This is a genomic window from Streptomyces sp. LMG1-1-1.1 (genome assembly GCF_040815545.1).
Taxonomy (GTDB): domain Bacteria; phylum Actinomycetota; class Actinomycetes; order Streptomycetales; family Streptomycetaceae; genus Streptomyces.
In genome coordinates this window covers 35,021-60,310 of the sequence record NZ_JBFPNH010000040.1, presented here as the reverse complement: position 1 = coordinate 60,310, position 25,290 = coordinate 35,021, and the positions used below count along the sequence as shown (strand labels likewise).

Genomic DNA, 25,290 nt, shown 5'->3' with positions numbered 1-25,290 from the left:
GCCGGCTCCCCATGTCCTGTCCAGTCCGAACTGGGAGTACGCCCCCGTGGCCACGTTCCTGTACAAGCTAGGCCGTTCCGCCTTCCGGCGCCGCCGGCTCGTCGCCCTCCTCTGGGTGGCGCTGCTCGCGATCGCCGGCGTCGGTGCCGCCACCGCGCCCGCACCCACCTCAGGCTCCTTCTCGATCCCCGGCACCGAGGCCCAGCGCGCCTTCGACCTGCTCGAAGAGCGCTTCCCGGGCGCCGGCGCCGACGGCGCCACCGCACGTGTCGTCTTCAAGGCGCCGGACGGCCAGAAGGTGACCGACCCGGCCCACAAGGCCGTCGTCGAGGAGACCGTCGCCGCGCTGAAGTCCGGCTCGGACCAGATCGTCTCGGTCGCCGACCCGTACACCGCGCACGCCGTCTCGCAGAACGGCTCCACCGCCTACGTCTCCGTCACGTACAAGGTCAACGCCATGGAGCTGACCAAGGAGACGCGCGAGGCCCTCAAGGAGACCGGCCACAACGCGCAGGGCAAGGGCCTGACCGTCGAGATCGGCGGCGACGCGCTCCAGAGCCCGCCCGAGCAGGGCGCGAGCGAGGCCATCGGCATCGTCCTCGCGGGCGTCGTGCTCGTCATCACCTTCGGCTCGCTCGTCGCGGCCGGGCTCCCGCTGCTCACCGCGATCATCGGCGTCGGCATCGGCGTCTCGACGGTCAGCGCGCTGGCGAACGTCCTGGACCTCGGCAGCACCACCTCCATCCTCGCGTCGATGATCGGCCTCGCCGTCGGCATCGACTACGCCCTCTTCATCGTCTCCCGCTACCGCGCGGAGCTCGCCGAGGGCCGGGACAACGAGGAGGCCGCGGGCCGCGCGGTCGGCACGGCCGGCTCCGCCGTCGTCTTCGCCGGACTCACCGTGGTCATCGCCCTGGTCGGCCTGTCCGTCGTCAACATCCCGATGCTGACGAAGATGGGCCTCGCCGCCGCCGGCACGGTCGTGATCGCCGTACTGATCGCGCTCACCCTGATCCCCGCCCTGCTCGGCTTCGCCGGGAACAAGGTCGTCGGCCGCAAGCAGCGCAAGGGCCTGAAGAAGGACGACGGCAAGCCGAACGGGGGCACCCGCTGGGCCCGGTTCGTCATCCGGCGTCCCGTGATGGTGCTGCTCATCGGCGTCCTCGGCCTCGGCGCCATCGCACTGCCCGCCTCCTCGCTGGAGATGGGCCTCCCGGACGACGGCGTCAAGCCGACCTCCACCACCGAGCGCCGGGCGTACGACACGCTGTCCGACGGCTTCGGCCCCGGCTTCAACGGCCCGCTGCTCGTCGTCGTGGACGGCGACAAGGCCGTCGCGGACAAGACGGTCTCCACCATCAAGGGCCTCGAGGGCTGGGCGGCGGTCACCCCGCCGACGCCGAACAAGGCCGGCGACGCCGCGATGATCACGGTGGTCCCGAAGGACCGGCCGTCCTCCGCCGAGACCGAGAACCTGGTGCACGACATCCGGGAGGCCACCGGCGACGACGTCCTCGTCACCGGCGCCACCGCGATGAACATCGACTTCTCGCAGAAGATGAACGACGCCCTGGTGCCGTACCTGGCCCTCGTCGTCGGCCTCGCCTTCGTCCTGCTGACCCTGGTCTTCCGCTCGGTCCTCGTCCCGCTGAAGGCGGCCCTCGGCTTCCTGCTCTCGGTGGTCGCGGCCCTCGGCGCGGTCGTCGCGGTCTTCCAGTGGGGCTGGCTCGGCAGCCTCTTCGGGGTCGAGCAGACCGGCCCGATCATGTCGATGATGCCGATCTTCATGGTGGGCGTGGTCTTCGGTCTCGCGATGGACTACGAGGTCTTCCTCGTGACCCGGATGCGCGAGGCGTACGTGCACGGCGAGCGGCCCGGCGAGGCGATCGTGACCGGCTTCCGGCACAGCGCCCGGGTGGTCGTCGCCGCCGCGGTGATCATGATCGCGGTCTTCTCCGGCTTCATCGGCATGGACGACCAGATGGTCAAGATGATCGGCTTCGGCCTGGCCGCCGCCGTCCTCTTCGACGCCTTCGTGGTCCGCATGGCGATCGTCCCGGCCGTCCTGGCGCTCCTCGGCCACAAGGCCTGGTGGCTGCCGAAGTGGCTGGACCGGCTCCTGCCGAACGTGGACGTGGAGGGCGAGGGCCTCGCCAAGTCGACGGGTGAGGACGCGGGTGCGAAGCCCGACCTCGTGAAGGCCTGATCCCGGGGCCTCCGGGCCCCGGTTCGACCCCGTACGCCGTCAGTGTGTCGTCATCGACGCACCGGCGGCGTACGTGTGTCGGAGGAAGCGCAGCAGGGCCGTCGTGTCGAACTGGACGACGGTGACCCCGTCCTCGGTGTGGAGCTCGACGACCGTCTGGACGCGGCCGCAGGGCCAGACGCCGATGTCGCCGCGGCGGGTGGGGGCGCGCAGGCCGGTCTCCAGGAGCGCGCGGGGGAAGGACCACTCGACGGGGCCCGGGAAACCGAAGCGGACCGTCGCGGGGGAGGAGGCGGGGTCGTAACGGAGGTGCACCGGGACGGGGAGGGAGAGCGGGGCGTCGCTGATGATCCGTCCCTTGGCGTGGTCGTCGACTTCACGGTCGTGCGCGGCGGCCATCGGAGGCTCCTCACGTTTTGTCCTCTTATCGACTAATGTCCCACTCCTTCCCGGCGGCTGCGCGGCGCATGCGTGATCGGCGCCCGGTGTGGGCGGGGTCACGTGCCCCCGTGCGCCGCCGTTCTGTGACTGATGCGCTCTTGCAAGCTCTTCGCAGGAGCGCTCTATCATTCGGGACGTGCATGTACCTGACGGATTCATCAACGCCCCCGTATCGGCCGCCGCCGGTGTCGTCGCCGCCGGCGCCGTCGCCGTCGGCCTGCGCGGGGCCCGCCGCGAGCTGGACGAGAGGACGGCCCCGCTCGCCGGACTCGTCGCCGCCTTCATCTTCGCCGTGCAGATGCTGAACTTCCCGGTCGCCGCCGGGACCAGCGGACACCTGCTCGGCGGCGCGCTCGCCGCGATCCTCGTCGGGCCCTGGACCGGCGTCCTGTGCATCGCCGTCGTCCTGCTGATGCAGGGCATCCTCTTCGCCGACGGCGGCCTCACCGCCCTCGGCGTGAACATCACCGTCATGGGCGTCGTCACCGTCGTCGTCGCCTACGCGCTCTTCCGCGGCCTCGTCCTCGTCCTGCCGCGCACCCGCCGCTCCGTGACCGTGGCGTCCTTCGCCGCCGCGCTCGTCTCCGTACCGGCCGCGGCCGCCGCCTTCACGCTCGTCTACGCGATCGGCGGCACCACCGACGTCCCCGTCTCCAAGGTCCTCACGGCCATGGTCGGCGTCCACACCCTCATCGGCGTCGGCGAGGCCGTCATCACCATGCTGACCGTCGGCGCGGTCGTCGCCGTCCGCCCCGACCTCGTCCACGGCGCCCGCGGCCTCACCGCCCCGCTCAAGCTCCGCGTCGACGGCGAACTCGTCGACGCAGCCCCCGCGACCCCGGCGGCCACCCCCGCGGCCTCCCCGAAGAAGCTGTGGATCGGCGGGCTCGTCACCGCCCTCGTCCTCGCCGGCTTCGTCTCCTTCTACGCCTCCGCCAGCCCCGACGGCCTGGAGAAGGTCGCCGCCGACAAGGGCATCGACCGCGAGGTCGAGGACCACGCCGCCGCCGGGTCCCCGCTCGCCGACTACGGCGTCAAGGGCGTCGAAGCCCCCCGCCTCTCCGGCGGCCTGGCCGGCGTGATCGGCGTGGGCGCCACCCTCGCCGTCGGCACCGGCGCCTTCTGGGTCGTCCGCCGACGCCGTACCCACGCCGAAGCGACGGCCTGACGTGGGAGCGGGGCACGCCCACAAGCTCTACCGGCACGCGCACTCGCCGGTCCACGAGCTGCCCCCGCACACCAAGCTCGCCGCCGTCCTCGGCTTCGTCGTGGTCGTCGTGTCCACGCCCCGCGAGGCCGTCTGGGCCTTCGCCCTCTACGCCGCGCTCCTCGCGGCCGTGGCGGCGAAGGCCCGCGTCCCGGCAGGCTTCCTCCTGAAGCGGCTGCTCATCGAGGTCCCGTTCGTCGCGTTCGCCCTGCTCATGCCGTTCGTCGTGCCCGGCGAACAGACGACCTTCCTCGGCATCCCGCTCAGCGTCCCCGGCCTCTGGGGCGCCTGGAACGTCCTCGCCAAGGGCACCCTCGGCGTCGCCGCCTCCGTGCTCCTCGCCTCCACCACCGAACTGCGCGCCCTGCTCCTCGGCCTCCAGCGGCTCAAGCTCCCGCCGCTGCTCGTCCAGATCGCCTCGTTCATGATCCGGTACGGCGACGTCATCACCGACGAGATGCGCCGCATGTCCGTCGCCCGCCACTCGCGCGGCTTCGAGGCCAAGGGCGTTCGCCACTGGGGCGTCCTCGCCAAGTCCGCCGGCGCCCTCTTCATCCGCTCGTACGAGCGCGGCGAACGGGTCCACCTCGCCATGGTCAGCCGCGGCTACGCGGGCACCATGCCCGTCATCGACGAGGTGACCGCCACCCGTGCCCAATGGGCCACGGCCGCCGCGCTCCCGCTCACCGCACTCCTGATCTGCCTCCTCGGATGGACGCTATGACCCTGGCCCCCGCACCCTCGCTCGAAGTCCGCGGCCTCGCGTACGCGTACCCCGACGGCCACCAGGCCCTCTTCGGCGTCGACCTGACCGTCGGACGCGGCGAGCGCGTCGCCCTCCTCGGCCCCAACGGCGCCGGCAAGACCACCCTCGTCCTCCACCTCAACGGCATCCTCGCCGGCGGCGCCGGAACCGTCACCGTCGCCGGACTGCCGGTCGGCAAGCAGCACATGGCCGAGATCCGGCGCAAGGTCGGCATCGTCTTCCAGGACCCCGACGACCAGCTCTTCATGCCGACCGTCCGCGAGGACGTGGCCTTCGGACCGGCCGCGGCGGGCGTCCGGGGCGCCGCACTCGAAGCCGTCGTCCGCAAGGCCCTCGACCGGGTCGGCATGGCCGCGTACGCGGACCGGCCGCCGCACCACCTCTCCTTCGGGCAGCGCCGCCGCGTCGCCGTCGCGACCGTCCTCGCCATGGAACCGGAGATCCTGGTCCTCGACGAGCCGTCCTCCAACCTGGACCCGGCCTCGCGCCGCGAGCTCGCCGACATCCTCCGCTCCCTCGACGTCACCGTCCTCATGGTCACGCACGACCTGCCGTACGCCCTGGAGCTCTGCCCGCGCTCGGTGATCCTCAGCGAGGGCGTCATCGCGGCCGACGGACGGACCGGCGACATCCTCGCCGACGAGAAGCTGATGGCCGGCCACCGCCTGGAGCTGCCGTTCGGCTTCGTGCCCGGCTCCGTCGCCTGACACCCACCCCGGAACCGGACCCGACTCGATCGTCCGACACCCCTCGGAACCGGACCCGACTCGATCGTCCGACACCCCTCGGAACCGGACCCCGGCTCCGCCGCCCGGCACCCCCGGAATCGGACCCCGGCCGTCCACGTTGCACCATGGGAGCCGGTCGTACGCGAAGGAGTGCGGTCGCACGAAAGGGAGTGTGAGCAGGGTGGACGTCCAGGGCACGGTGGCGGCGGGCTGGGAGCCCGTCAGGGACGCCTTCCTGCACAACTTCGCACAGCGCGGCGAGCGCGGCGCGGCCGTCGCCGTCCACAGGGACGGCGTCAAGGTCGTCGACCTGTGGGCCGGGACCAAGGATGCCGACGGCCAGGAGATGTGGTCCGAAGACACCGCCCAGGTCGTCCGCTCGGCCACCAAGGGCGTCGCCGCCGCCGTACCCCTGCTCCTGCACCAGCGCGGGCTGCTCGACCTGGACGCCCCCGTCGCCGCGTACTGGCCCGAGTTCAAGGCCGCCGGCAAGGACCGCGTGACCGTACGGCAGCTGCTCGCGCACCGGGCCGGCGTCCCCGTACTCGACCACCCGCTCACCCTCGAAGAGGCGATCGACCTCCCGACGGCGACCGGCGCCATCGCCGCCCAGGCCCCCGCCTGGGAGCCCGGCACCGCCCACGGCTACCACGCCCACACCTTCAGCTGGCTGCTCTCCGGCCTCGTCCACCGCGTCACCGGCCGCACCATCGGCCGCTGGGTGGCCGAGGAGATCACCGGCCCCCTCGGCCTCGACCTGTGGATCGGCCTCCCGGAGGCCGAGACCCACCGGGTCGGCCGGCTCGGCCCCGTCGAGGAGATCGAACCGCCGGACAGCGGCGCCCTCAGACTCCGCCCCAAGCGCGCCGTCACCGAGGCCTACAAGGACCCCTCCTCCCTCACCCGCCGTGCCTTCGGCGTCATCGAGCCCGCGCCCGACGAGAACGACCCCGCCTACCGGGCCGCCGAACTCCCCGGCTCGGCCGGCGTCGCCACCGCCCGCGCGCTCTCCCGCTTCTACGCCGCGACCCTCGGCCCCGTCGACGGCGCCGACCGCCTCTTCGCACCGGCCACGCTCGCCCTCGCCCACACCGAGGAGTCCGCGGGCCCCGACAAGGTGCTCCTCGTCTCCACCCGCTTCGGCCTCGGCCACATGCTCCACGGCCCGGCCTCCCCGCTCCTCGGCCCGTCCTCCTTCGGCCACCCCGGCCGCGGCGGCTCCCTCGCCTTCGCCGACGCCGACTCCGGCATCGCCTTCGGCTACGTCACCAACGGCATGCGCAAGACGGTCACGGCCGACCCCCGCGCCCAGGCCCTGGTCCGGGCGGTCGGCGCCGCGACCCGCTCCGCCGAGTAGGGTCGGGCACCGGAGCAGTACCCAAGTCGCAAGGGGAACAGGGCACATGACCGCGGACTCCGCGAACACCACGCACGACACGCACGCCACGCACGACACGCACGCCACGCACGCCACGCACGCCACGCACGCCACGTACGAGAAGCTGCTCGCCCTGCTCGACGAGCGCGGCGCCGCCTACCGGGTGATCGAACACGCCCCCGAGGGCGCCACCGAGGCGGTCAGCGCGCTCCGCGGACACGAGACCGCCCAGGCGGCCAAGTGCATCATCGCGATGGTGAAGATCGGCAAGAAGGAGAAGCGCTTCGCGCTCGTCGTCGTCCCCGGCGACAAGCGGATTGACCTCGCCGCGGTGAAGGCGCTGTACGGCGGCACGTACGTCTCCTTCGCCTCCCCGGAGACCGCCGAGGAGCTCGCCGGCTCCCCGAGCGGCACCATCCTGCCGTTCTCCTTCGACGCGCGCCTCGACCTGTTCGTCGACCCGGGGCTGCTGGTCCACGAGGAGTTCTACTTCAACGCGGCACGGCTCGACCGCTCGCTCGCCCTGTCCGCGAAGGACTACCTGTCGATCGCGGAGCCGCGCGTCGAGCCCGTGTCCACCGACTGACCGGGCCCGCGCACCCGGACCCGGATCGGGACCCGCACGCGCGCCCGTATCCGGACAGATACAGGGACCGGGATCAGGCGACGGCCGGCGTGAGCGCCAGCACCATCCCGAGGCCGACGAGCACCGTGCCGATCACCTTGTTGAGCACGGCCTGCTTCCGCAGCAGCCGCGCCCGCAGGCTCTCGTGGGAGAAGAAGACCGCGGCGAGACCGAACCACACCAGGTGCGCGAACGACATGAACAGGCCGTAGCCGACCTGCTGGAAGACGGGGGTGTCGGCGCTGACGACCTGCGTGTACGTGCTCAGGACGAAGAGCATCGTCTTGGGATTGAGCGCGTTCGTCAGGAAACCGGTGCGCAGCGCCCCCGCCTTCGACAGACCGGCGCCGTCCGACAGGTCGACGTCCACCTGGGACTTCGCGACGAAGGTCTTGTACCCGATGTACACCAGGTACGCCGCACCGATCAGCTTCATCGCCGTGAACAGCATCGGCGACCGGCTCACCAGCAGGCCCACGCCCAGCATCGTGTACGTGACGTGGACGAGCACGCCCAGGGCGATCCCGACGGCCGCGAGGACCCCCGCCACCCGCCCGTACAGATAGCTGTTGCGGACCGTCATCGCGAAGTCCGCGCCCGGGCTGATGACAGCCAGGACCGTGATGACCGCTACGGCGATCAACTGACCCATGTTCCCGATCCCCCACTCCGTCCGCACCGCGATCGGAGCGGACCCGTGACGCTAGTCGATCGCCGGCCCGGTGCGCGAGGGCGAGGTGACAGAGTCGGCGCCCTGGTGCGGACGGATCGATCGGTGCTGAGATCGCCCCATGGAACTCACACGGCGGTTCGAGGGATACGGGGCACTGGTCACCGGCGCGGCGCGCGGCATCGGCGCGGCCACCGCCCGGCGGCTCGCGGCGGAGGGCGCCCGGGTCCTGGTCACGGACATCGACGAGGAGGAGGCCGGCAGGACGGCGGCGGACCTCCCCGGCGCCGAGGCCCTTCGCTGCGACGTCGGCGACCGGGCGTCGGTCGAGGCGGCGGTCGCGTACGCCGTGCGGACCTTCGGCGGTCTCGACGTCCTCGTCAACAACGCCTTCGCCCCGGTCGTCCCCGACTCCGCACGCTTCGAGGACGACTCCGACGACGGGTGGGACGGCCAGCTCGACGTCACGCTGCTCGGCGCCGTCCGCTGCTCCCGCGCCGCCCTCCCGCACCTCGCGGCGGCCGGCGGGCGCGGCGCCGTCGTCACCATCGGCTCCGTCAACGCCGAGGCGGACTTCGGCAACCACGCCTACAGCGCCGCCAAGGCGGGCCTCGCGTCCTTCACCCGCACCCTGGCCGGCGACGCCGCCCCGCGCGGCGTCCGCGTCAACCAGATCAACCCCGGCACGATCGCGACCACCGGCTGGGCCGGCAAGGAAGCCGAACTCGCCGCCCTCGCCGACCGCGTCTACCCCCTCGGCCGTGTCGGCACCCCCGACGACGTGGCCGCCGCCGTCGCCTTCCTCGCCTCCCGCGACGCCTCCTGGATCACCGGCACGGTCCTCCGCGTGGACGGCGGGCTCCTGGCGGTGAACACGCACTTCGCGGAGGTCCTGGGGGACTGAGGCGGGGGGCCCGGGGGCCGGGGGTCTGGGGCCTGGGGTCTGGGGCCTGGGGTCTGGGGCCGGGGGTCTGGGCCCCCGGGGGCCCGGCGAGCAGCCGTGCTGCCGTGCCGTCGAGCTGTCGAGCCGTCGTGCCGTCGTGCCGTCGAGCCGCCGAAAGAATCCCGTACCGAGGCGCAACCTCGGGAGGTGCCGCACGTCTGGTGGGTTGAAGGCGCCCTTCACCGCACGACCCAGACCGTGTCCCCTCACCCCTTCGGGAGAGCCCCATGTCCACCGCCCGCATCCAGCGGACCCTCCGCCCCCGGATCCTTGGCGCCGTCACCGCCGCCGCCCTCCTCCTCGGCGGCGCCTTCACCGCCCAGGCCGTCGCCGACTCCACCCCGAAGCCGGCCCCGGCCGCGCCGAAGGTCGTGACGGCGCCCAAGCCCGTAACGGCGCCCAAGCCTGTGGCGGCGCCCAAGCCTGTGGCGGCCCCGGCCGCGCCGACCCCGGCCCCGGCCGCGCCGACCCCGGCCCCGGCCGCGCCGTCCGTGAAGCCGGTCCCGGTGCCGGCCAAGTCGTCGGCCCGGCCGACCCCGGCCCCGGTCCCGGCCCCGGCTGGGCCGGCCAAGTCGTCCTCCGGGACCGCCCCCAAGGTGATCCACCCCGGCACCGCCACCGCCCCCGCCCCCGCCCCCGGCACCACGAAGTAGCACCACGGGAGGGGCGGGCGGGCGGTCCGCTCGCCCGCCCCTCCACCCCTCTCCACCCCTCCGGAACGAGGCCCATGCAGTACGCGATATCCGCAGCGCCCCCGTCGTGGTGGTCCCGCCTGCTCGCCCGAGTGTCGGGAGCCGAGGACGTGCCGGTGATAGGGCCGGGCCGGCACCTGCGGGCCCTGCCGGCCGTGCGGGACGACGAACGGCCGCCCTCGCTGACGGAGTTGTACCGGGCGCGGCGGATGGACATGGTGCGGCTCGCGCTGTTCCTGGTCGACGACCTGCACACGGCCGAGGACGTCGTCCAGGACGCCTTCGCGGCCGTGTGCCGCAGGTACGGGACGGCGCTGTCCGGGCTCCAGGACCCCGGGGCGTACCTGCACACCGCCGTCGTGAACGCGGCCCGCTCCGTCCTGCGCCGCCGCCGCACCGCCCGCGCGTACACCCCGCCCCACCAGGGCGCGGGTCCGCCCGTCGACGAGGCGCTGCTGCTCGCCGAGGAGCACCGGCACGTCCTCGACGCGCTGGCCCGGCTCACCCGCCGGCAGCGCGAGGTCCTCGTCCTGCGCTACTGGTCCGAACTGACCGAGGCCCAGATCGCCCAGACCCTCGGTCTCTCCCGTGGCACCGTCAAATCCACCGCGAGCCGCGCCCTCGACGCGCTGGAGAAACAGCTGGAGGCGACGTCCCGATGACTCCCCACCGCACCACCGAGGCCCGCCTGCGGGCCGCCCTCGTGGCCCGCGCGTCCCTGGTCACCCCCCAGGACCTCCGCCCCGCCGCCCCTCCCCGGGGCCGCAGGTGGGGGACCCGCCGGGTGTACGGCCTGGCCCTCGCCGCCCTCGGTACGGCGGCGGTGGCGGCGGCGGTCGTTCACGGCCTCGTCCTCGGCCCGGGCGCCCCCGTGAACCCGGAGCCCGCCCCGCCGGCCCGCACCCCGGCCGTCACCGAGCCCCGGCCGGTGCCCGTGACGCCCGGTCCGGTCGCCCCGTCGGTGAAGGGTTCGCAGGTCAACGGCCGACCGTAGCAAGGGTCGTTAGACAGGCGAAGCTTTTCCTTACATAATCCTTAGACATGGGAAAGACTTATGAACGCATAGACGGCCGCCTGCGCACCTTCATCGAGCAGCAGCCGATTTTCTTCACCGCGACCGCCCCGCTGGACGGCGACGGAACGGTCAACCTCTCCCCCAAGGGCCTCAAGGGCTCCTTCGCGGTCCTCGACGAACACCGCATCGCCTACCTCGACTTCGCCGGCAGCACCGCCGAGACCGTCGCCCACCTGCGCGAGAACGGCCGGATCACCGTGATGTGGTGCGCCTTCCAGGGCCCGCCCAACATCGTGCGCGTCCACGGCCGCGGCGAGCCCGTCTTCCGCGACGACCCCCGCTTCACGGACCTGCTCGCCCACTTCCCGGACATCGACCCGTCCCTCCACGGCCTGCGCGCCATCATCGTCGTCACCGCCGAACTCGTCCGCGACTCCTGCGGATACGGCGTCCCCTTCATGTCCTACGACGAAGACCGCGACCTCCACGGCAAGCGCTTCGCCCGCGAGGACGACGCCTCCCTCAGCGCCTACTTCGCCAAGAAGGACCACATCGCCCAAAGCATCGACGGCCTCCCCGGCCTCCCCCTCCCCCTCCCGCCCAGCACCTTCTGAACACTCCGCCCCCGCCACCCCGGGGGGAGGGCGACGGGCCTCACGGCCTGACGAGCCGACTGGTGAACCCCTGGTCGCGGAGACGTTCGTAGGCGGCGGCGACGCGGTCGGGGATCTCCTGCCACGTCCCCCGGCACCCCCGACTCCACTGCCCGCTCCCGATAGTGCTCGGCCTCACGGAGCCTCCTCCCGGTGAGGGCTTACAGCCGTTCGGACTTCACCGCACCGACGAACGACGCCCAGGCCTCCGCCTCGAAGAGGAGCCGCGGACCGGCAGGGGCCTTGCTGTCGCGGACGGGCACCGTGTCCGCGAGGCCGTCCCTGACCTCGACGCACTGCCCGTTCCCGCTGCTGTAGCTGCTGCTTCGCCAGGTGGGCTCGGAGGCTTCGTGCTGCACTTCCAACACCTTCTTTCAGTCCTTCGCTTCCGCGACTCTAGTCAGCAGGTCGGCGCTCTCGTTCGGCCCCAGTGCCACCGCCTGGAGGTGCTCGAACATCGACTTGTAGCGCCGGATCTCTGCCTCCGATTCCAGGAACAAGTCACCGGCGGGTGTGTCCAGATAGACGAGTTCGGGGTCGTCCGCATCCGGAAAGTCCATGTGGACGAAGCTGCCGGTCATTCCGGCGTGCGCGCCCTTCTCGAACGGGATCACCTGGAACGTCACGTGGGGCTCCGCCATGAGATCCAGCAGATGCCGCGCCTGGCCCCGCATGACGTCCCGTCCACCGACCCGGCGTCTCAGGGCCGCCTCGTCCACGATCGCCCACAGTTGCAGCGGGTGCTCCTTGGTGAGGACGGCCTTCCGCTCCATGCGTGCCTGGACGCGCTGCGCGATCTCCTTCTGGCTGGCCATCGGCAGGACACCCCTGACGACCTCCGAGGCGTAGGGCTCGGTCTGGGCGAGTCCGGGAATGAACAGAGACTCGTAATTGCGGACGGTCCGCGCCTCGGCTTCGAAGCCGATGTACGAGGTGTACTCCTCGGGCAGCTCCGAGTGGTACGGCCGTAGCCAGCCCTGGTCGTTGGATCCGCTCTGAAGTGCCAACAGGTCGGCTCGTTGAGTCGCGTTGGCCTGGTAGATGTCCAACAGGGCGATGAGGGTGCGCTTCTGGGGGCGTGCCCGTGACCGCTCGATCCGGTAGAGCGTCGCTTCGTTGATCCCGGTGCGCTCGGTGACGTCCTCGCGGGTGAGTTCGGCCTCGGCGCGCAGCTTCCTCAACTCGGCTGCGAGACGCCGCAGTCTGACGGTCGGTGGGCGTGGTCGCTTGTCCGGCATGATGCGGTCCCTTCTCTGCCGGCTGGTACCCGCGAGTGTGCGTGGTCACTGCGCCGGCGCTCAACTCGATTCGAACGCCAACAGGTATTTCGCAAGGCTTGCATTCTTTGGGCGGACGCGGGCATGCTGTGGCCACGGTCACTCACCGTCGCCCTCTCGTGACGCTGGAGTGATCTTGTCGGCCTGTGTGTGAAACAGGAGACCCCCGCGACCGCGCTAACGGTCCGGGGGCGTGGTCAACGCTGTTCGAGGAGCGTCAACATGAGTAACCCTATCGTCCGCCTTGTCGGACTGTTCCTGCGGCTGTTACTGCCCCCTTCGGGGCGTCGGCGTTTGGGGGTCACTCCGCCGGCCCCAGCTGTCCCCGCCCGCAGCTGCGTCGCGTCAACGACAACAACGCGCTGTCATAGCAGAGTTCCCCTCCTCCGAGGTGAGGACAGTCGACTCGTACGCCCGTATCTGGACGCGCACGAAGCGGCCCGGCAGCGGAGCCGGGTGCAGAGGCAACGGAGGCGGGCGCTGTGGTTGGCCGTGCATGGGGTGGATGTGGGGCCGAGGCTGATCCACGGGATCGAGGTGGCCTGATGGAGCAGCCGACACAGGTGAACGCCCAGTGCGGTGGCACCGTCGTACTGCGGTGGGGCCAGGGTGCGAGGAGCGTGCCGCTCGCCCGCCGGGAGTTGCGGAGGACGCTGGCCCGGTGGGAGTGGAAGGCCGTCGAGGACGCCGCCGCGCTCGTGCTCTCGGAGTTGCTGACGAATGCCGTGCGGCATGGCCGGGTCCGTGGTCGGGAGATCGAGACGCGCTTCGCACGGGTGTCGGGCACGCTGCGCATCGAGGTCCATGACGCATCGGAGCGGCGGCCGTTGATGGCGCTGCCGGAGTGTGGTGCGGACGGGGGGTGGGGGCTGCCCCTGGTTGATGTCCTCGCCTCGAAGTGGGGTGTCTGCGATCGGCGTGGGGCGGGAAAGCTGGTGTGGGCGGAGCTTGCCGTGGAGGGGGAGTCGGATGGGACGTGAGGGGACGGCGGCGACTCGGGTGGCCGGGGTCGTGCCGCGGGGCGGGTGGCGGCCGAAGCTGTGGGCGTTACGGGGAGACCGTGCGGGGAGCGGGCCGATCACCGAGGCGGAGTGCACGACGTGTCATGACGGGTCCGGTCCGGCCGACGACGGGCGGGGGCCCGCCCTGTGGTGCCTGGCGCACGCGCAGGAGACCGGGCACACGGGCTTCCGCCGCATCCGTACGGACTTCTTCAGGGCGTCGTGCGACGGCGCGGGAGCGCAGGCGGCCGGCGCCTGACGGCCTCACCCCGTAGCGTGCCGCCGCCGTAGGGTCTCCGCCGCGCGAGGTGCCGTACCCGCGCGGTCCCGCCCCTTGGCGGTGCCGCGCCGTACGGCCGCGACCCGCCCCGCGAGGTGCCGTACCCGCGCGGTCCCGCCCCGTGGCGGTGCCGCGCCGTACGGCCGGGCCCCCGCCCCGCGAGGTGCCGTACCGCGCGGTCCCGCCCCCGGGGGCACCGCGCCGTACGGTCTCGTGCCGCGGGGGGTCGTCAGCCTGCGTGGAGCATCAGGCCGATGCCTACGACCATCAGGCCCGCTGCGGCGATGCGGGGGCCGCCGAAGCGTTCTTTGAAGAAGAGGGCGCCGATGGCGGCGCCGACGATGATGGAGGACTCGCGGAGTGCGGCGATCGGGGCGAGGGGGGCTTTGGTCTGGGCCCAGAGGATGAGGCCGTAGGCCGCGACGGAGAGGGCGGCGCCGAGGAGGCCGCGGGCGGCGTACGGGCGGAGTTGGGGGAGGAGGGCGGCGCGGCGGGTCCAGAGGGCGTAGGCGGGGATCGCCAGGCCCTCCATGATCATCAACCAGGCGACGTAGCCGAGCGAGGTGCCGGAGGCGCGGACGCCGACCCCGTCGACGACCGTGTACAGGGCGATCGACAGGCCCGTCGCGCCCGCCGCGAGCAGCGCGGGCCAGTGCGGGCGGGCGTCCTTGCCGCGGATGCCCCACAGGGCGAGGCCGGTCAGGCCCGCGCAGGCGACGGCCACGCCGAGGAGCTGCCAGCCGTCGGGGAGCTCGTCGAGGAAGACCGCCGCGAGGACGGTCACGACGAGCGGGGCCGACCCGCGGGCGATCGGGTACATCTGGCCGAAGTCGCCCAGCGTGAACGAGCGCATGAGCAGGGCGTAGTAGCCGACGTGGAGGAGCGCGGAGGCGATCAGGTACGGCCAGGCGCCGGCCGCGGGCAGCGGGACGAAGGGGACCGCGGCCAGGCCGATCAGCGCGCCGCCGCCGGCGATCAGGGTGAAGGAGAGCAGCTGGTCCTTGATGCCGTGGGCGATGGCGTTCCAGCTGGCGTGGGTGACGGCCGCGACGAGGACCGCGAGCGTGACGAGCGGGGTCACGCCGACGGCTCGCGGACGTCGACCAGCGTGCCGCCGGCGTGGGTCACCAGCGTCTTCGGGTCGAGCGCGAAGACCGTGTGCGGGGTGCCCGCCGCCGCCCACACCACGTCGTGTTCGAGGATCCCGCGGTCGGCGAGGACCCGTGTCCGCGTCCGGTGCCCGAAGGGCGGGACGCCCCCGATCGCGTACCCGGTCGTCTCCCGCACCACCTTCGCGTCGGCCCGGGTCACCTTCTCCGCGCCCAGCTCCTCCCGTACCCGCTCGACGTCCACCCGCGACGCCCCGTCCATCAGCACGAGGACCGGCACCCCGTCCGCGGCGAAGATCAGCGACTTCACGATCTCCGCGACCCGGCACCCGATGGCGTCGGCGGCCTGCTGCGCGGTGCGGGTCTCGTCCGGGAAGCGCCTGATCTCGACATCGAGGCCCAATTCCCTCAGGGCTGCGGCGAACTGGGGGTGCGCGGGTGCGGTCGCGTCGTCAGAGGTCGTCATAACCGCACGCTAGCGGTGGGTGTACGGGGCACGCGACCTGGTTCCGGGTTCCGGACGGCGGTCGCGCGGCCCGACCGGACGCCGCGCGTCCCGCCCGGTCCCCGAGTGGTTGGCGACGATCAGCGCCCCGCCGTCCGCCGGGACGTTCTCGACGCCCCCTCCACAGGCCCCACCGGACCGCCCCCCGTCAGCCCGCCCGCAGGACCTGGGCGACCACCGGGCCGGCCGCGTCGCCGCCGTGGCCGCCGGCTTCGACGACGGCGGCGGCGGCGAGGTCGCCGGAGTAGCCGGTGAACCAGCTGTTGGAGGTGGCCTGGTCGCCGACCTCGGCGGAGCCGGTCTTGGCGCCCTTGGGGGAGGGGACGCCGGCCATGACCTTCGTCGCGGTGCCGGCCGAGCTCGTGGCCGCCGCGCTCATCATGCGGCGGAGCCCCGAGGCGACGTCGGGGGAGAGCCGGTCGGCGGTGGCGAACTCGCGGTCGTCGAGGTCCCGCGCCACCAGGTACGGCTGGAGGAAGCCGCCGTTCTTGACGGTCGCGGAGAGCGAGGCGACGTTTAGGGCGCTCATGGTGATCTTGCCCTGGCCGATGTACGAGGCGGCCGTCTCGACGCCCTGCGACTCGGGCACGCTGCCGTCCGCGGTGGGGACGCCGACCTGCCAGTTCAGGCCGATGCCGAAGGAGCGGCGGGCGGTCTCGCCGAGCGCGGTGTTCTCCTGGTCCTTCTCGCTGAGCGGCTTGACCGACTTGATGAAGGCCGTGTTGCAGGAGCGGGCGAAGGCCTCGGTGAGGGTGCCGTTGGTGATCTTGAAGTCGTCGAGGTTGTGGAAGGTGTAGCCGTACCAGCCGACGGTGGGCGGACACTCGACCCGGCTGCCGGGCGTGGCCAGGCCTCGCTGCATCATCATCGCGCCCGTGACGATCTTCATGGTCGAGCCGGGGGCCTGCCGGCCCTGGAAGGCGGTGTTGAAACCGCCGGCCGGGCTGTTGGCGACCGCCCGTATCGCTCCCGTGGACGGCTCGACCGCGGCGACCGCGGCCGTCCCGTACGCCTTGACCGCCTTCTCGGCCGCCGCCTGGACGCCGGCGTCGATGGTGGTCTTCAGGAGGCCGGGCTTCCCCTTCGTCAGGACGAGGAGGGTGCTGTCGGGAACGGTCGAGCTGCCCGATTCGACCCAGGTCTCGACGCCGCTCGTACCGCCGGCCTTGGCCCCGTACCGCTTCCGGAGCTCGTCAAGCACCGGCCCGAGCGAGGGGTACTTCTCCGCCGTCAGCTCCTTGCCGTCGCGGTCGACGGCCTTGACGGAGGCGGTCGTCGCGACTCCGGTGCGCAGGGTGCCGCCGGCGGTGAGCTTCGGGTGGAGCACGGTCGGCAGCCACTTCACCAGCGGGCGGCCGGTGGCCTCGCCGCGGATGACGGTCAGCTCGGAGGCGTACGACCAGGGCTTGGAGACGCCCTCGAAGGTGACGGTCGCCTCCACGGTGAACGGCACCTTGGCCCCGACCGGCGTCCCCGGCGTGATGGTGGCCCGGGAGACGCCCGCGCCCTGCCGGTAGGAGAGGACGGCGGGTCCCGCCGCGACCGGGTCGTTGGTGAGCTGCGCCGCCCGGTCCGACTCGCCGGCCGCCCAGGCCGCGAGGAAGTCCCGTGCGGTCGACGTCACCTCATCGCCGGTGACCGGCCCGGTCTTCGGCGCGGCGTCCGACCGCGTACCGATGTCCGAGTCGCCTCCCGTGACGCCGTTCCAGAGGTTGTAGCCCCCGTATCCCACCCCGCCCGCCAGCACGGCGAACACGCTTCCGACGATCGCGACCTTGGCTCCACTGCGCATGGCTGCGCCTCCCCTCCCCAGGTGGCCGTCCAGTCAAGCGTGTCACTTCCGTTGTGTCGAGCAACTATCGCCATTTCCGTCACACTTGCCCCAGGGGGACGGGGGACGGGGGACGGGGGGACGGGGGGGACGGGGGGACGGGGGGACGGGGGGGACGGGGGGACGGGGGGACGGGGGGACGATACGGGACGGGTGAGCGACATGAGCGGTTCGAGCGCCGGCAGCGGCAAAGTGGTCGTGAACAGGGCGATGTCGCTCGACGGCTTCGTCGCCGGCCCCGGTGACGCGATGGACTGGATCTCCGACGCCGTGGAGCCGGATGTGATCGCGGCGAACGCGGCGGCCACCGGCGCCATGCTCGTCGGCCGCCGGACCTACGACGTGGGCGCGCGAATGGAGGTCGAACGGCCCGGCAGCACCGACTACCCCTTCTCCGGACCCCTCTTCCTCCTCACCCACCGGCCGCCGGATCCGCTCGACCCGGCGGTCACCGTCCTCACCGGCGACATCGCGCAGGCGGTCGCCACGGCCCGCGCCGCCACGGGCGGCAAGAACCTGGAGATCCTCGGCTCCGACGTCGCCGCCCAATGCCTGCGCCGCGGCCTCGTCGACGAACTCCTCGTGTACGTCCTCCCGGTCCTCCTCGGCGACGGCGTCCGCTTCCTGCCCCCCGGTCTCCCCAGGACGGACCTGGAACCGCTCAGCGCGACGCGCTCGGGCGCCGTCTCGGTCCTCCGCTTCCGCGTGCGCCGCACGGAGTCCTAGAGACGGAGTGCTAGAGACGGAGTCCTAGGGACAGACACCGGGCGCCACTTGGGCAACACGTGTCCCGGATCCGTACAACCTTTCGCCCTCCCGGAGGTCTGTTCCATGAGGCGCATGGTGCGCCTGATGCATCCGGGAGGAATGACACGTGCCCCTGGCTCGTTCGACCCGACGGCGGCTCGCCGCCGCCGTCACCACCGTGCTCGCCGTCACCCTCGGTGCGAGCGCGCTGGCCGCCCCCGCGCACGCCGTACCGGCGGCAGGCGGGTTCCTCGCGGCGACCGCGGCGACCACCGACGCGGACCCGATCACCTACCCCAAGGGCAGCCGGCTCGCCGGCGCCGGGGTGACCGGCTTCCTGACCGTCTCCCCCGACAACGTCACGGCCTTCAGGCGCTACTCGGACGGCGGCGGCCAGGCGTACACGGGCCTCACCTACCTGCGGTCGACGCGGACCACCGACTACCTCGTCTTCCGCAGCTCCACCCAGATCACGCAGCGGAACCTGACCACGAGTGGCAACCTCCAGCTCGCCGTCGGCTCGGCCGCGACCGACGCGAAGTACGCCGGCGCCGCGGGCGACGCCGTCTTCACGACCCGCGTGACCGAGTCCGGCACGGTGCTCCGCAAGTACACCGAGGCGGACAGCGCCGGCACGACGGTGACCGGCATCCCGACCGACGCGCTCTCCCTCACCGTCCTGCCGTCCACGCCCGACCAGGCCGTGGTCCACTTCCGGCAGGGCGAGGTCTACAAGTGGGCCGTCATCGACCTCGCCACCGCGTCCGCCGGTCCCGTCCGCGCGTACAACACGGTCGGCCACGACGCCGTCTCCGCCACCCGCACCGCCTGGGCCACCGGCGAGGGGACGTACGAGACGCCGCAGGTCCACGTCGAGGACCTCGCCACCGGCACCCGCCAGGAGGTCCCGGTGAGGGAGGGGACGGCGTCGGGCGACTTCCACCTCGCCCTCGTCGGCGACCAGGTCGTGTACGGGCAGCTCGGCGGCATGAGCCAGTGGCAGCCCGGCACGCACTACCCGCTCACCGCCTACAACCTCACCACCAAGACGTCGAAGCCGCTGCTCGACCACGCCTACCAGCTCGCGCCCGCCCCCGACGGCAGCCTCTACGTGCTCGGCGGCCTCGTCGGGCAGGGCGAGGGCATGTACCGGATCGCCGCCGCGGGCAGCGAGGACGCGACGGTCGAGAAGGTCGCGACGACCGGCGAGCCCACCGAGCTCGTCGTCACCGACACCGCCGTCCCCGCGGCGGAGCTCGACCTCGACAAGAACAACGGGTTCATCTTCCGCTGGGCCCTGTCCCGGGCGGCGAACGCGACGGTGACCGTGCGCCACGTGCGCACCGGGAAGACCCAGACGCTCACCTCGAACGGGATCAAGGAGGCGTCCTTCGGCTGGGTCGACAGCAACTGGGACGAAGAGGTCCACAACGGCGACTTCACCTGGGAGATCGCCGCCCGCCCGGTCAACGGCATCGGCCCGGAAGCCGTCAGCAAGGGCACCTTCAAGGTCGTCCGCAAGGCCGCGCCGCACGACTTCAACGACAACGGCAGCCCCGACCTGCTCACCCGGGACTCGGTCGGCCGCCTCTGGCGCACCGACCTCTTCTACCGCCCGATCAACGAGCAGATGGGCGTCCACGGGGTCGAGCCCAGGGCCCTCGTCGGCACCGGCTGGAACATCTACGACCGCGTCGAGGCCACGGGCGACCTGGGCGGTTCGACCGTCGGCGACCTCCTGGCCCGCGAGAAGACCGGCGTGCTGTGGCTGTACCCCGGCAACGGCGTCGGCGGCTTCGGCGGACGGCTCAAGGTCGGCACCGGCTGGCAGATCTACGACAAGATCGCGGTCGGCAGCGACCTCACGAACGACGGCCGCCCGGACGCCGTCGCCACCGACAAGTCCGGTGGCCTCTGGCTCTACCCCGGCACCGGCGACGCCGCCAAGCCCTTCGCCGGCCGCAAGCAGATCGGCACCGGCTGGGGCATCTACAACGACCTCGCCGCCGTCGGCAACATCGCCGGCGCCGCCGCCGGCGACCTCGTCGCCCGCGACAAGGACGGCGTCCTCTGGCAGTACCTCGGCAAGGGCGACGGCACCTTCGCCTCCCGCACCCGCATCGGCTCCGGCTGGAACAAGTTCAGCCAGCTCATCGGCGCCGGCGACGCCGACGGCGACGGCCGCCCCGACCTCCTCGGCATCAGCAGCTCGTACTACCAGGGCTCGCTGTACAGGGGCACCGGCCGATGGGACCTCCCCTTCCTGCCCGCCCAGGACACGTACGTGACCCCGGCCGACACCACGGATCTCGTCTCCTGATCCACCCGCACGACCCGCACGGCAGAGGGCGCGACCACCGGTCGCGCCCTCTGCGCGTCCCCCCCGTCCCCGCCCGACACCTTGACTTGAACATGTTCAAATTCCGTGTCAGGGTACGGCATGCGGGCGCGCCCACCGGCCGCGCACGCAGCCCGCGTAACCGCTAGGGGTGGAAGTGTCGCGTCACTGTCGTACTGCGCCGATCCTGCTCGCCACGGCCCTCGCCCTCACGGCCTGCGGCAGGCTCTACGAACTCCCGCCACCCGAAGGCAAACCGATCCTGCTGAAGCGAGCCGACCTCGTCACCACCTGGACCGACGCCGACGACGGCACCCTCACGCTGAAGCCGGACGGGACGTTCGTCGCCCATGACATCTGCGTCGCCGTCGGCTGGGAGGAAGACCTGGCCTGGTCCGGAACGGGCACCTGGAAACTGACCTCCAACAAGGAGCAGAGCTTCCTCCGCGTCCGCTTCGACGCCGCCCACCCCGAAGCGGACGGTCGGAGGCCCGACTCCTACTCCGCCCTGAAGCACAACGAGGTCGTCAAGCTCTGGGCCCGCGTCGGCGACCCCGACCACGACCTCCCCCACTGCGTCCTCACCCTCCCCACGCACTGACCCGGCCACCCCCGACGCCGCCGGCGCAGCCACCGCCGACAACGACGACGAAGAGGGCGCGACCGCCGGTCGCGCCCTCTTCGTGTAATTCCCCCGCTAGACCCAGGTGTCGAGCCACATTCGGGCTCGCCATTGGTCGAGTGGAATGGGGGTGCCGGTGTAGATGGGCCAGAAGTAGATGAAATTCCAGACGATGAGGAGGACGAGACAGCCGGCGGCCACCGCGCCGAATGTGCGGCGTCTTTCGGAGGAGCCGCGGGGGCCGATGAGGGCGCCGAGCATCATGGCGACGGCAAGGCAGAGGAAGGGGACGAAGACGACCGCGTAGAAAAGGAAGATGGTGCGTTCCTGGTAGAGGAACCAGGGGAGCCAGCCGGCGGCGATGCCGCAGGCGACGGCGCCGGCGCGCCAGTCGCGGCGGAAGGCCCAGCGCCAGAGGACGTAGAGGATGGCGAAGCAGGCGGCCCACCACAGGAGGGGCGTGCCGAGGGCGAGGACCTCCTGGGCGCACTTCTCCTTGGCGGTGGAGGGGCAGCCGCGGGTGCCGGGGGCCGGGGACTCGTAGAAGTACGAGACGGGGCGGCCGAGGACGATCCAGGACCAGGGGTTCGACTGGTAGGTGTGCGGCGACGTCAGGCCGACGTGGAAGGTGTAGACCTCGGACTCGTAGTGCCAGAGGCTGCGCAGCCAGTCGGGGAGCCAGCCCCAGGTGCCGCCGCCGGCCAGCTTGTCGTGCTCGACGGCCCAGTTGCGGAAGTAGCCCTTGTCGGAGACGAGCCAGCCGGTCCAGGTCGCCAGATAGGTGCCGATGGCCACCGGGACGACTGACACGAACGCCGGCACCAGGTCCTTCTTCAGGACCGCGAGGTGCGGGCGGACGGCGCCCCCGGTGCGGCGGCCCGCGACGTCCCACAGGACGGTCATCAGGCCGAAGGCGACCATGACGTACAGGCCGTTCCACTTGGTCGCCGCCGCGAGGCCCAGCGAGACGCCGGCCGCGAGCCGCCACGGCCGCCAGCCGAGGCGCAGCGACTCCGCGATCTCCGCGTCGGGGCGCAGGACGCCCTCCTCGTCCTCGGGGAGCGCCGCGGCGAGCCGCCGCCGCGTCCGGTCGCGGTCGAGGACGAGGCAGCCGAAGGCGGCGAGGACGAAGAACATCAGCACCTGGTCGAGGAGCGCGGTGCGGCTCATCACGAAGTGCAGTCCGTCGACGGCGAGCAGCAGGCCGGCCAGGCAGCCCAGGAACGTCGAGCGGAAGAGCCGGCGGCCGATCCGGCAGAGCATCAGCACGGACAGCGTGCCGAGGAGCGCCACCATGAAGCGCCAGCCGAACGGCTCGAAGCCGAAGAGCTTCTCGCCGACGCCGATCATCCACTTGCCCATCGGCGGGTGGACGACGTACCCGGGGTCGGTCGGCACGAGCACCGCGCCCGGGTCGGACAGGATCGTCTTGTCGATGTCCTTCGGCCAGGCGCCCTCGTACCCCTGGTTGATCAGGGCCCAGGAGTCCTTGGCGTAGTACGTCTCGTCGAATATCACCGCGCGCGGCTTGCCGAGGTTCCAGAACCGCAGCAGGCCGGCGACGGCCGTGACCAGGAGCGGACCGCCCCAGGCCATCAGCCGCCAGAGCCGTTCGGCGGGCCCGGGGCCGAGGCCGACGAGCGACCACACGCGGGCGGAGGGCCGGGTGTAGGACGGGACGAGCCGCTCCCGCAGCCCGATGGGTGCGGAGCTTCCGGCGGGCGGCTCGTAGCCGAAACGCCGCAGCCGCTGCTGCCACGAAGAGGGCTCTGCCACGGCTTGCCGGCCCTCCAGGGTCTCGGGTGCGGTACTGGTCACCGCGCCATCGTAGGGAACGCGCCTGTGCGCGTCGCCTGTCCGGGCTGCGAGGATGTTCCGTGTGACAGGAACGCTGGTACTCGCAGGGACCCCCATCGGTGACATCGCGGACGCTCCGCCCCGACTCGCCACCGAACTGGAGAACGCGGACATCGTGGCCGCCGAGGACACCCGGAGGCTGCGCGGGCTCACCCGCGCGCTGGGCATCCACACCACGGGCCGGGTCGTCTCGTACTTCGAGGGGAACGAGTCCGCCCGGACGCCCGAGCTGGTCGAAGCGCTGGTCGGCGGCGCCCGCGTGCTCCTGGTGACCGACGCCGGCATGCCGTCCGTCTCGGACCCCGGCTACCGGCTCGTCGCCGCCGCCGTCGAGCAGGACATCAAGGTCACGGCCGTCCCCGGTCCGTCCGCCGTCCTCACCGCGCTCGCCCTCTCGGGCCTGCCCGTGGACCGCTTCTGCTTCGAGGGCTTCCTTCCGAGGAAGGCGGGCGAGCGGCTCGGTCGGCTCCGCGAGGTCGCCGACGAACGGCGGACCCTCGTCTACTTCGAGGCCCCGCACCGGCTCGACGACACGCTCGCCGCGATGGCCGAGGTCTTCGGTGCCGACCGCCGCGCCGCCGTCTGCCGGGAGCTGACCAAGACGTACGAGGAGGTCAAGCGCGGCCCGCTCGCCGAGCTCGCCGCCTGGGCCGCCGAGGGTGTCCGCGGCGAGATCACCGTCGTCGTCGAGGGCGCCCCGGAGACCGGCCCGGCGGAACTCGACGCCGAGGAGCTGGTGCGCCGGGTCCGGGTCCGCGAGGAGGCCGGGGAACGCCGCAAGGAGGCCATCGCCGCCGTCGCGGCCGACGCGGGACTTCCCAAGCGCGAGGTGTTCGATGCCGTGGTGGCGGCAAAGAACGCGGACGGTTCGGGCCACGGAAAAGGTAAAGGACTAATCTGAAAGGCAAAGCCCGACCCGGCGCCGGGACTCTTCCAAGGGTGCTTGGCAAGGGAAGAGCCAAAAGCCTTCCATGGTTCGTCCCGCGCTGATGCGCTCCGGCCCGAAAAGGCGTCCACTGATCAGTGGAGAGGAGCTGGCATGAGCGAGATCACCGGCACCGGCATATCCGTCGCCCATGAGGCGTACGCCTTCGCCTGCATGCGCTGTGGATACGGCTGGGAGCAGGCGTACGACATCGAGCACCACGTCGACGCCGCCGGCCAGGAATTCGTCGTCTACAAGGCCGACGGGGAGCGGGTTCCGTCCCCGCTGTCCAGTCCCACCTGCATGAACTGCGGCGGTCATGTCGTCCGCATCATGCGCGCGGGGCAGGTGTCGTCGGTGCTCGACCTGATCGCCGCGACCGAGAAGCACCAGCACGGGGCGCGGGCGACGAAGCCGGTCTCACCGGCCGGGCCCATCGGTCAGGAGCTGACCGAGGACACTCCCGAGAAGCCGCCGGTGCCGCACCACTGGCACCTGTCGGACCTCCTGCATCCTTTCCGCCACAACAAGTAACGCTTTGGCGGTGGCACTCATGGCCCTCGTACGATCGGGCCATGAGTGCCAAGGACGCCCCGCCGCCGCTGCCCGAACCGCTCCTCGTGGAGGTGGCGGATTCGCACACCCACCTGGACATGCAGTCCGGGACCGTGGAGGAGGCGCTGGTCAAGGCCGCCGCCGTGGGGGTGACGACGGTCGTGCAGGTCGGCTGCGACGTGAAGGGCTCCCGGTGGGCCGCGGAGACGGCCGCCGCCCACGCGAACGTGCACGCGGCCGTGGCGCTGCACCCCAACGAGGCCCCCAGGATCGTCCTCGGGGACCCCGACGGCTGGTCCCGGCAGGGCGCCCGCGAGGGCGGCGGGGACGCGGCCCTCGACGACGCGCTCGCCGAGATCGACCGGCTCGCGGCCCTGCCGTACGTGCGCGGGGTCGGTGAGACCGGGCTCGACTTCTTCCGGACGGGGCCGGACGGCATCGCCGCGCAGGAGCGTTCCTTCCGCGCGCACATCGAGATCGCCAAGCGGCACGGCAAGGCGCTGGTGATCCACGACCGGGAGGCGCACGCCGACGTGCTGCGCGTGCTGGACGAGGAGGGCGCCCCGGAGCGGACCGTCTTCCACTGCTACTCCGGCGACGCCGCGATGGCCGAGATCTGCGCGGCCAAGGGCTACTACATGTCCTTCGCCGGCAACGTCACCTTCAAGAACGCCCAGCCGCTGCGGGACGCGCTCGCCGTCGCCCCGCTGGAGCTGGTCCTGGTCGAGACCGACGCGCCCTTCCTGACCCCGGCGCCCTTCCGCGGCCGGTCGAACGCCCCGTACCTGATCCCGGTCACCGTCCGGGCGATGGCGCAGGTGCGGGGGATCGGCGAGAACGAGCTCGCGGAGGCGATCGCCGTGAACACCGCCCGCGCCTTCGATTACTGATCCATAACGGTTACGTGTCGTAGTCGGGT

General features: G+C 72.2%; 26 protein-coding genes. 18 read left to right on the top strand and 8 right to left on the bottom strand.

Annotated elements, in window-relative coordinates; genetic code table 11:
• Positions 1–46 precede the first annotated feature (46 nt).
• A complete protein-coding gene (locus tag MRBLMG1_RS23265; protein ID WP_367826038.1) occupies positions 47–2,206 on the top strand; it encodes an MMPL family transporter in 2,160 nt (719 codons plus the stop codon).
• Between the two features lie 39 nt (positions 2,207–2,245).
• On the opposite strand, the gene MRBLMG1_RS23260 is transcribed toward MRBLMG1_RS23265, so the two are convergent.
• Positions 2,246–2,605, bottom strand: coding sequence for an SsgA family sporulation/cell division regulator (locus MRBLMG1_RS23260; RefSeq protein WP_367826037.1), 360 nt, complete (start codon positions 2,603–2,605; stop codon positions 2,246–2,248).
• A 178-nt stretch (positions 2,606–2,783) separates the two neighbouring features.
• On the opposite strand from MRBLMG1_RS23260, the gene MRBLMG1_RS23255 reads away from it, so the two are divergent.
• The 5 genes from MRBLMG1_RS23255 to MRBLMG1_RS23235 all read left to right on the top strand — a co-directional run bounded on the left by MRBLMG1_RS23255 (position 2,784) and on the right by MRBLMG1_RS23235 (position 7,312).
• Positions 2,784–3,815: an energy-coupling factor ABC transporter permease gene (locus MRBLMG1_RS23255; protein ID WP_367826036.1), complete on the top strand. Its 1,032-nt coding sequence runs from the start codon at positions 2,784–2,786 to the stop codon at positions 3,813–3,815.
• A gap of 1 nt (position 3,816) precedes the next feature.
• A complete protein-coding gene (cbiQ, locus tag MRBLMG1_RS23250; RefSeq protein ID WP_367826035.1) occupies positions 3,817–4,578 on the top strand; it encodes a cobalt ECF transporter T component CbiQ in 762 nt (253 codons plus the stop codon).
• Complete coding sequence (locus MRBLMG1_RS23245; RefSeq protein ID WP_367826034.1) at positions 4,566–5,327, top strand: energy-coupling factor ABC transporter ATP-binding protein; 762 nt, start codon at positions 4,566–4,568, stop codon at positions 5,325–5,327. Before cbiQ ends, MRBLMG1_RS23245 begins: the two co-directional genes overlap by 13 nt.
• Positions 5,328–5,529: 202 nt before the next feature.
• Entirely contained in the window at positions 5,530–6,705 is a 1,176-nt protein-coding gene (locus MRBLMG1_RS23240) for a serine hydrolase domain-containing protein (protein WP_367826050.1), read from the top strand.
• A 46-nt stretch (positions 6,706–6,751) separates the two neighbouring features.
• The gene (locus MRBLMG1_RS23235) at positions 6,752–7,312 is read left to right on the top strand and encodes a YbaK/EbsC family protein (protein ID WP_367826033.1); all 561 of its coding nucleotides are present in this window, start codon (positions 6,752–6,754) and stop codon (positions 7,310–7,312) included.
• 73 nt (positions 7,313–7,385) lie between these two features.
• On the opposite strand, the gene MRBLMG1_RS23230 is transcribed toward MRBLMG1_RS23235, so the two are convergent.
• Positions 7,386–8,003, bottom strand: coding sequence for a LysE family translocator (locus MRBLMG1_RS23230; RefSeq protein ID WP_367826032.1), 618 nt, complete (start codon positions 8,001–8,003; stop codon positions 7,386–7,388).
• 139 nt (positions 8,004–8,142) lie between these two features.
• On the opposite strand from MRBLMG1_RS23230, the gene MRBLMG1_RS23225 reads away from it, so the two are divergent.
• The 5 genes from MRBLMG1_RS23225 (at position 8,143) to MRBLMG1_RS23205 (ending at position 11,285) form a co-directional block, all read left to right on the top strand.
• Complete coding sequence (locus MRBLMG1_RS23225) at positions 8,143–8,925, top strand: SDR family NAD(P)-dependent oxidoreductase (RefSeq protein WP_367826031.1); 783 nt, start codon at positions 8,143–8,145, stop codon at positions 8,923–8,925.
• A gap of 266 nt (positions 8,926–9,191) precedes the next feature.
• A complete protein-coding gene (locus MRBLMG1_RS23220) occupies positions 9,192–9,617 on the top strand; it encodes a hypothetical protein (RefSeq protein ID WP_367826030.1) in 426 nt (141 codons plus the stop codon).
• Positions 9,618–9,691: 74 nt separating this feature from the next.
• Positions 9,692–10,318 (top strand): RNA polymerase sigma factor, encoded by a 627-nt coding sequence (locus MRBLMG1_RS23215; protein WP_367826029.1) that lies wholly within the window; start codon positions 9,692–9,694, stop codon positions 10,316–10,318.
• Positions 10,315–10,650, top strand: a complete 336-nt coding sequence (locus MRBLMG1_RS23210; protein ID WP_367826028.1) for a hypothetical protein — start codon at positions 10,315–10,317, stop codon at positions 10,648–10,650. The genes MRBLMG1_RS23215 and MRBLMG1_RS23210 overlap by 4 nt, the downstream gene beginning before the upstream one ends.
• 47 nt (positions 10,651–10,697) lie before the next feature.
• On the top strand, positions 10,698–11,285 hold the full coding sequence (locus tag MRBLMG1_RS23205) for a pyridoxamine 5'-phosphate oxidase family protein (protein ID WP_367826027.1): 588 nt from the start codon (positions 10,698–10,700) through the stop codon (positions 11,283–11,285).
• A 200-nt stretch (positions 11,286–11,485) separates the two neighbouring features.
• Here MRBLMG1_RS23205 and MRBLMG1_RS23200 read toward each other — a convergent pair whose 3' ends face one another.
• Complete coding sequence (locus MRBLMG1_RS23200) at positions 11,486–11,683, bottom strand: DUF397 domain-containing protein (RefSeq protein ID WP_367826026.1); 198 nt, start codon at positions 11,681–11,683, stop codon at positions 11,486–11,488.
• A 15-nt stretch (positions 11,684–11,698) separates the two neighbouring features.
• On the bottom strand, positions 11,699–12,562 hold the full coding sequence (locus tag MRBLMG1_RS23195) for a helix-turn-helix domain-containing protein (RefSeq protein WP_367826025.1): 864 nt from the start codon (positions 12,560–12,562) through the stop codon (positions 11,699–11,701).
• A 584-nt stretch (positions 12,563–13,146) separates the two neighbouring features.
• Here MRBLMG1_RS23195 and MRBLMG1_RS23190 point away from each other — a divergent pair.
• Positions 13,147–13,581 (top strand): ATP-binding protein, encoded by a 435-nt coding sequence (locus MRBLMG1_RS23190; RefSeq protein ID WP_367826024.1) that lies wholly within the window; start codon positions 13,147–13,149, stop codon positions 13,579–13,581.
• Positions 13,582–14,111: 530 nt separating this feature from the next.
• Here MRBLMG1_RS23190 and MRBLMG1_RS23185 read toward each other — a convergent pair.
• The 3 genes from MRBLMG1_RS23185 to MRBLMG1_RS23175 all read right to left on the bottom strand — a co-directional run bounded on the left by MRBLMG1_RS23185 (position 14,112) and on the right by MRBLMG1_RS23175 (position 17,288).
• Positions 14,112–14,963 (bottom strand): EamA family transporter, encoded by an 852-nt coding sequence (locus tag MRBLMG1_RS23185; RefSeq protein WP_367826023.1) that lies wholly within the window; start codon positions 14,961–14,963, stop codon positions 14,112–14,114.
• Positions 14,960–15,457, bottom strand: a complete 498-nt coding sequence (locus tag MRBLMG1_RS23180; protein ID WP_367826022.1) for a YbaK/EbsC family protein — start codon at positions 15,455–15,457, stop codon at positions 14,960–14,962. Before MRBLMG1_RS23180 ends, MRBLMG1_RS23185 begins: the two co-directional genes overlap by 4 nt.
• 187 nt (positions 15,458–15,644) lie before the next feature.
• On the bottom strand, positions 15,645–17,288 hold the full coding sequence (locus tag MRBLMG1_RS23175) for a penicillin-binding transpeptidase domain-containing protein (RefSeq protein ID WP_367826021.1): 1,644 nt from the start codon (positions 17,286–17,288) through the stop codon (positions 15,645–15,647).
• A gap of 201 nt (positions 17,289–17,489) precedes the next feature.
• Between MRBLMG1_RS23175 and MRBLMG1_RS23170 the strand changes: the two genes are divergently transcribed.
• The 3 genes from MRBLMG1_RS23170 (at position 17,490) to MRBLMG1_RS23160 (ending at position 21,013) form a co-directional block, all read left to right on the top strand.
• Complete coding sequence (locus MRBLMG1_RS23170) at positions 17,490–18,053, top strand: dihydrofolate reductase family protein (protein ID WP_367826020.1); 564 nt, start codon at positions 17,490–17,492, stop codon at positions 18,051–18,053.
• Positions 18,054–18,201: 148 nt separating this feature from the next.
• On the top strand, positions 18,202–20,394 hold the full coding sequence (locus MRBLMG1_RS23165) for an FG-GAP repeat domain-containing protein (protein ID WP_367826019.1): 2,193 nt from the start codon (positions 18,202–18,204) through the stop codon (positions 20,392–20,394).
• A gap of 175 nt (positions 20,395–20,569) precedes the next feature.
• Positions 20,570–21,013, top strand: a complete 444-nt coding sequence (locus MRBLMG1_RS23160) for a hypothetical protein (RefSeq protein ID WP_367826018.1) — start codon at positions 20,570–20,572, stop codon at positions 21,011–21,013.
• Between the two features lie 96 nt (positions 21,014–21,109).
• Here MRBLMG1_RS23160 and MRBLMG1_RS23155 read toward each other — a convergent pair whose 3' ends face one another.
• The gene (locus MRBLMG1_RS23155; protein WP_367826017.1) at positions 21,110–22,852 is read right to left on the bottom strand and encodes a dolichyl-phosphate-mannose--protein mannosyltransferase; all 1,743 of its coding nucleotides are present in this window, start codon (positions 22,850–22,852) and stop codon (positions 21,110–21,112) included.
• A gap of 52 nt (positions 22,853–22,904) precedes the next feature.
• On the opposite strand from MRBLMG1_RS23155, the gene rsmI reads away from it, so the two are divergent.
• The 3 genes from rsmI to MRBLMG1_RS23140 all read left to right on the top strand — a co-directional run bounded on the left by rsmI (position 22,905) and on the right by MRBLMG1_RS23140 (position 25,261).
• A complete protein-coding gene (gene rsmI / locus MRBLMG1_RS23150) occupies positions 22,905–23,792 on the top strand; it encodes a 16S rRNA (cytidine(1402)-2'-O)-methyltransferase (RefSeq protein ID WP_367826016.1) in 888 nt (295 codons plus the stop codon).
• Positions 23,793–23,930: 138 nt separating this feature from the next.
• Positions 23,931–24,350 carry a hypothetical protein gene (locus MRBLMG1_RS23145; RefSeq protein ID WP_367826015.1) on the top strand — a complete coding sequence of 140 codons (420 nt, stop codon included), beginning with the start codon at positions 23,931–23,933 and terminating at the stop codon, positions 24,348–24,350.
• A gap of 41 nt (positions 24,351–24,391) precedes the next feature.
• A complete protein-coding gene (locus MRBLMG1_RS23140; protein WP_367826013.1) occupies positions 24,392–25,261 on the top strand; it encodes a TatD family hydrolase in 870 nt (289 codons plus the stop codon).
• Positions 25,262–25,290 lie beyond the last annotated feature (29 nt).

Bases quoted from the DNA above. Each gene is read 5' to 3' on its own strand.
- MRBLMG1_RS23220 (WP_367826030.1), top strand. From the start codon at position 9,192: ATGTCCACCGCCCGCATCCAGCGGACCCTCCGCCCCCGGATCCTTGGC.
- MRBLMG1_RS23170 (WP_367826020.1), top strand. From the start codon at position 17,490: ATGAGCGGTTCGAGCGCCGGCAGCGGCAAAGTGGTCGTGAACAGGGCG.
- MRBLMG1_RS23260 (WP_367826037.1), bottom strand. From the start codon at position 2,605: ATGGCCGCCGCGCACGACCGTGAAGTCGACGACCACGCCAAGGGACGG.
- MRBLMG1_RS23245 (WP_367826034.1), top strand. From the start codon at position 4,566: ATGGACGCTATGACCCTGGCCCCCGCACCCTCGCTCGAAGTCCGCGGC.
- MRBLMG1_RS23180 (WP_367826022.1), bottom strand. From the start codon at position 15,457: ATGACGACCTCTGACGACGCGACCGCACCCGCGCACCCCCAGTTCGCC.
- MRBLMG1_RS23205 (WP_367826027.1), top strand. From the start codon at position 10,698: ATGGGAAAGACTTATGAACGCATAGACGGCCGCCTGCGCACCTTCATC.
- MRBLMG1_RS23225 (WP_367826031.1), top strand. From the start codon at position 8,143: ATGGAACTCACACGGCGGTTCGAGGGATACGGGGCACTGGTCACCGGC.
- MRBLMG1_RS23140 (WP_367826013.1), top strand. From the start codon at position 24,392: ATGAGTGCCAAGGACGCCCCGCCGCCGCTGCCCGAACCGCTCCTCGTG.
- MRBLMG1_RS23235 (WP_367826033.1), top strand. From the start codon at position 6,752: ATGACCGCGGACTCCGCGAACACCACGCACGACACGCACGCCACGCAC.
- MRBLMG1_RS23230 (WP_367826032.1), bottom strand. From the start codon at position 8,003: ATGGGTCAGTTGATCGCCGTAGCGGTCATCACGGTCCTGGCTGTCATC.
- MRBLMG1_RS23195 (WP_367826025.1), bottom strand. From the start codon at position 12,562: ATGCCGGACAAGCGACCACGCCCACCGACCGTCAGACTGCGGCGTCTC.
- MRBLMG1_RS23215 (WP_367826029.1), top strand. From the start codon at position 9,692: ATGCAGTACGCGATATCCGCAGCGCCCCCGTCGTGGTGGTCCCGCCTG.
- MRBLMG1_RS23145 (WP_367826015.1), top strand. From the start codon at position 23,931: ATGAGCGAGATCACCGGCACCGGCATATCCGTCGCCCATGAGGCGTAC.
- rsmI (WP_367826016.1), top strand. From the start codon at position 22,905: ATGTTCCGTGTGACAGGAACGCTGGTACTCGCAGGGACCCCCATCGGT.
- MRBLMG1_RS23190 (WP_367826024.1), top strand. From the start codon at position 13,147: ATGGAGCAGCCGACACAGGTGAACGCCCAGTGCGGTGGCACCGTCGTA.
- MRBLMG1_RS23175 (WP_367826021.1), bottom strand. From the start codon at position 17,288: ATGCGCAGTGGAGCCAAGGTCGCGATCGTCGGAAGCGTGTTCGCCGTG.
- MRBLMG1_RS23210 (WP_367826028.1), top strand. From the start codon at position 10,315: ATGACTCCCCACCGCACCACCGAGGCCCGCCTGCGGGCCGCCCTCGTG.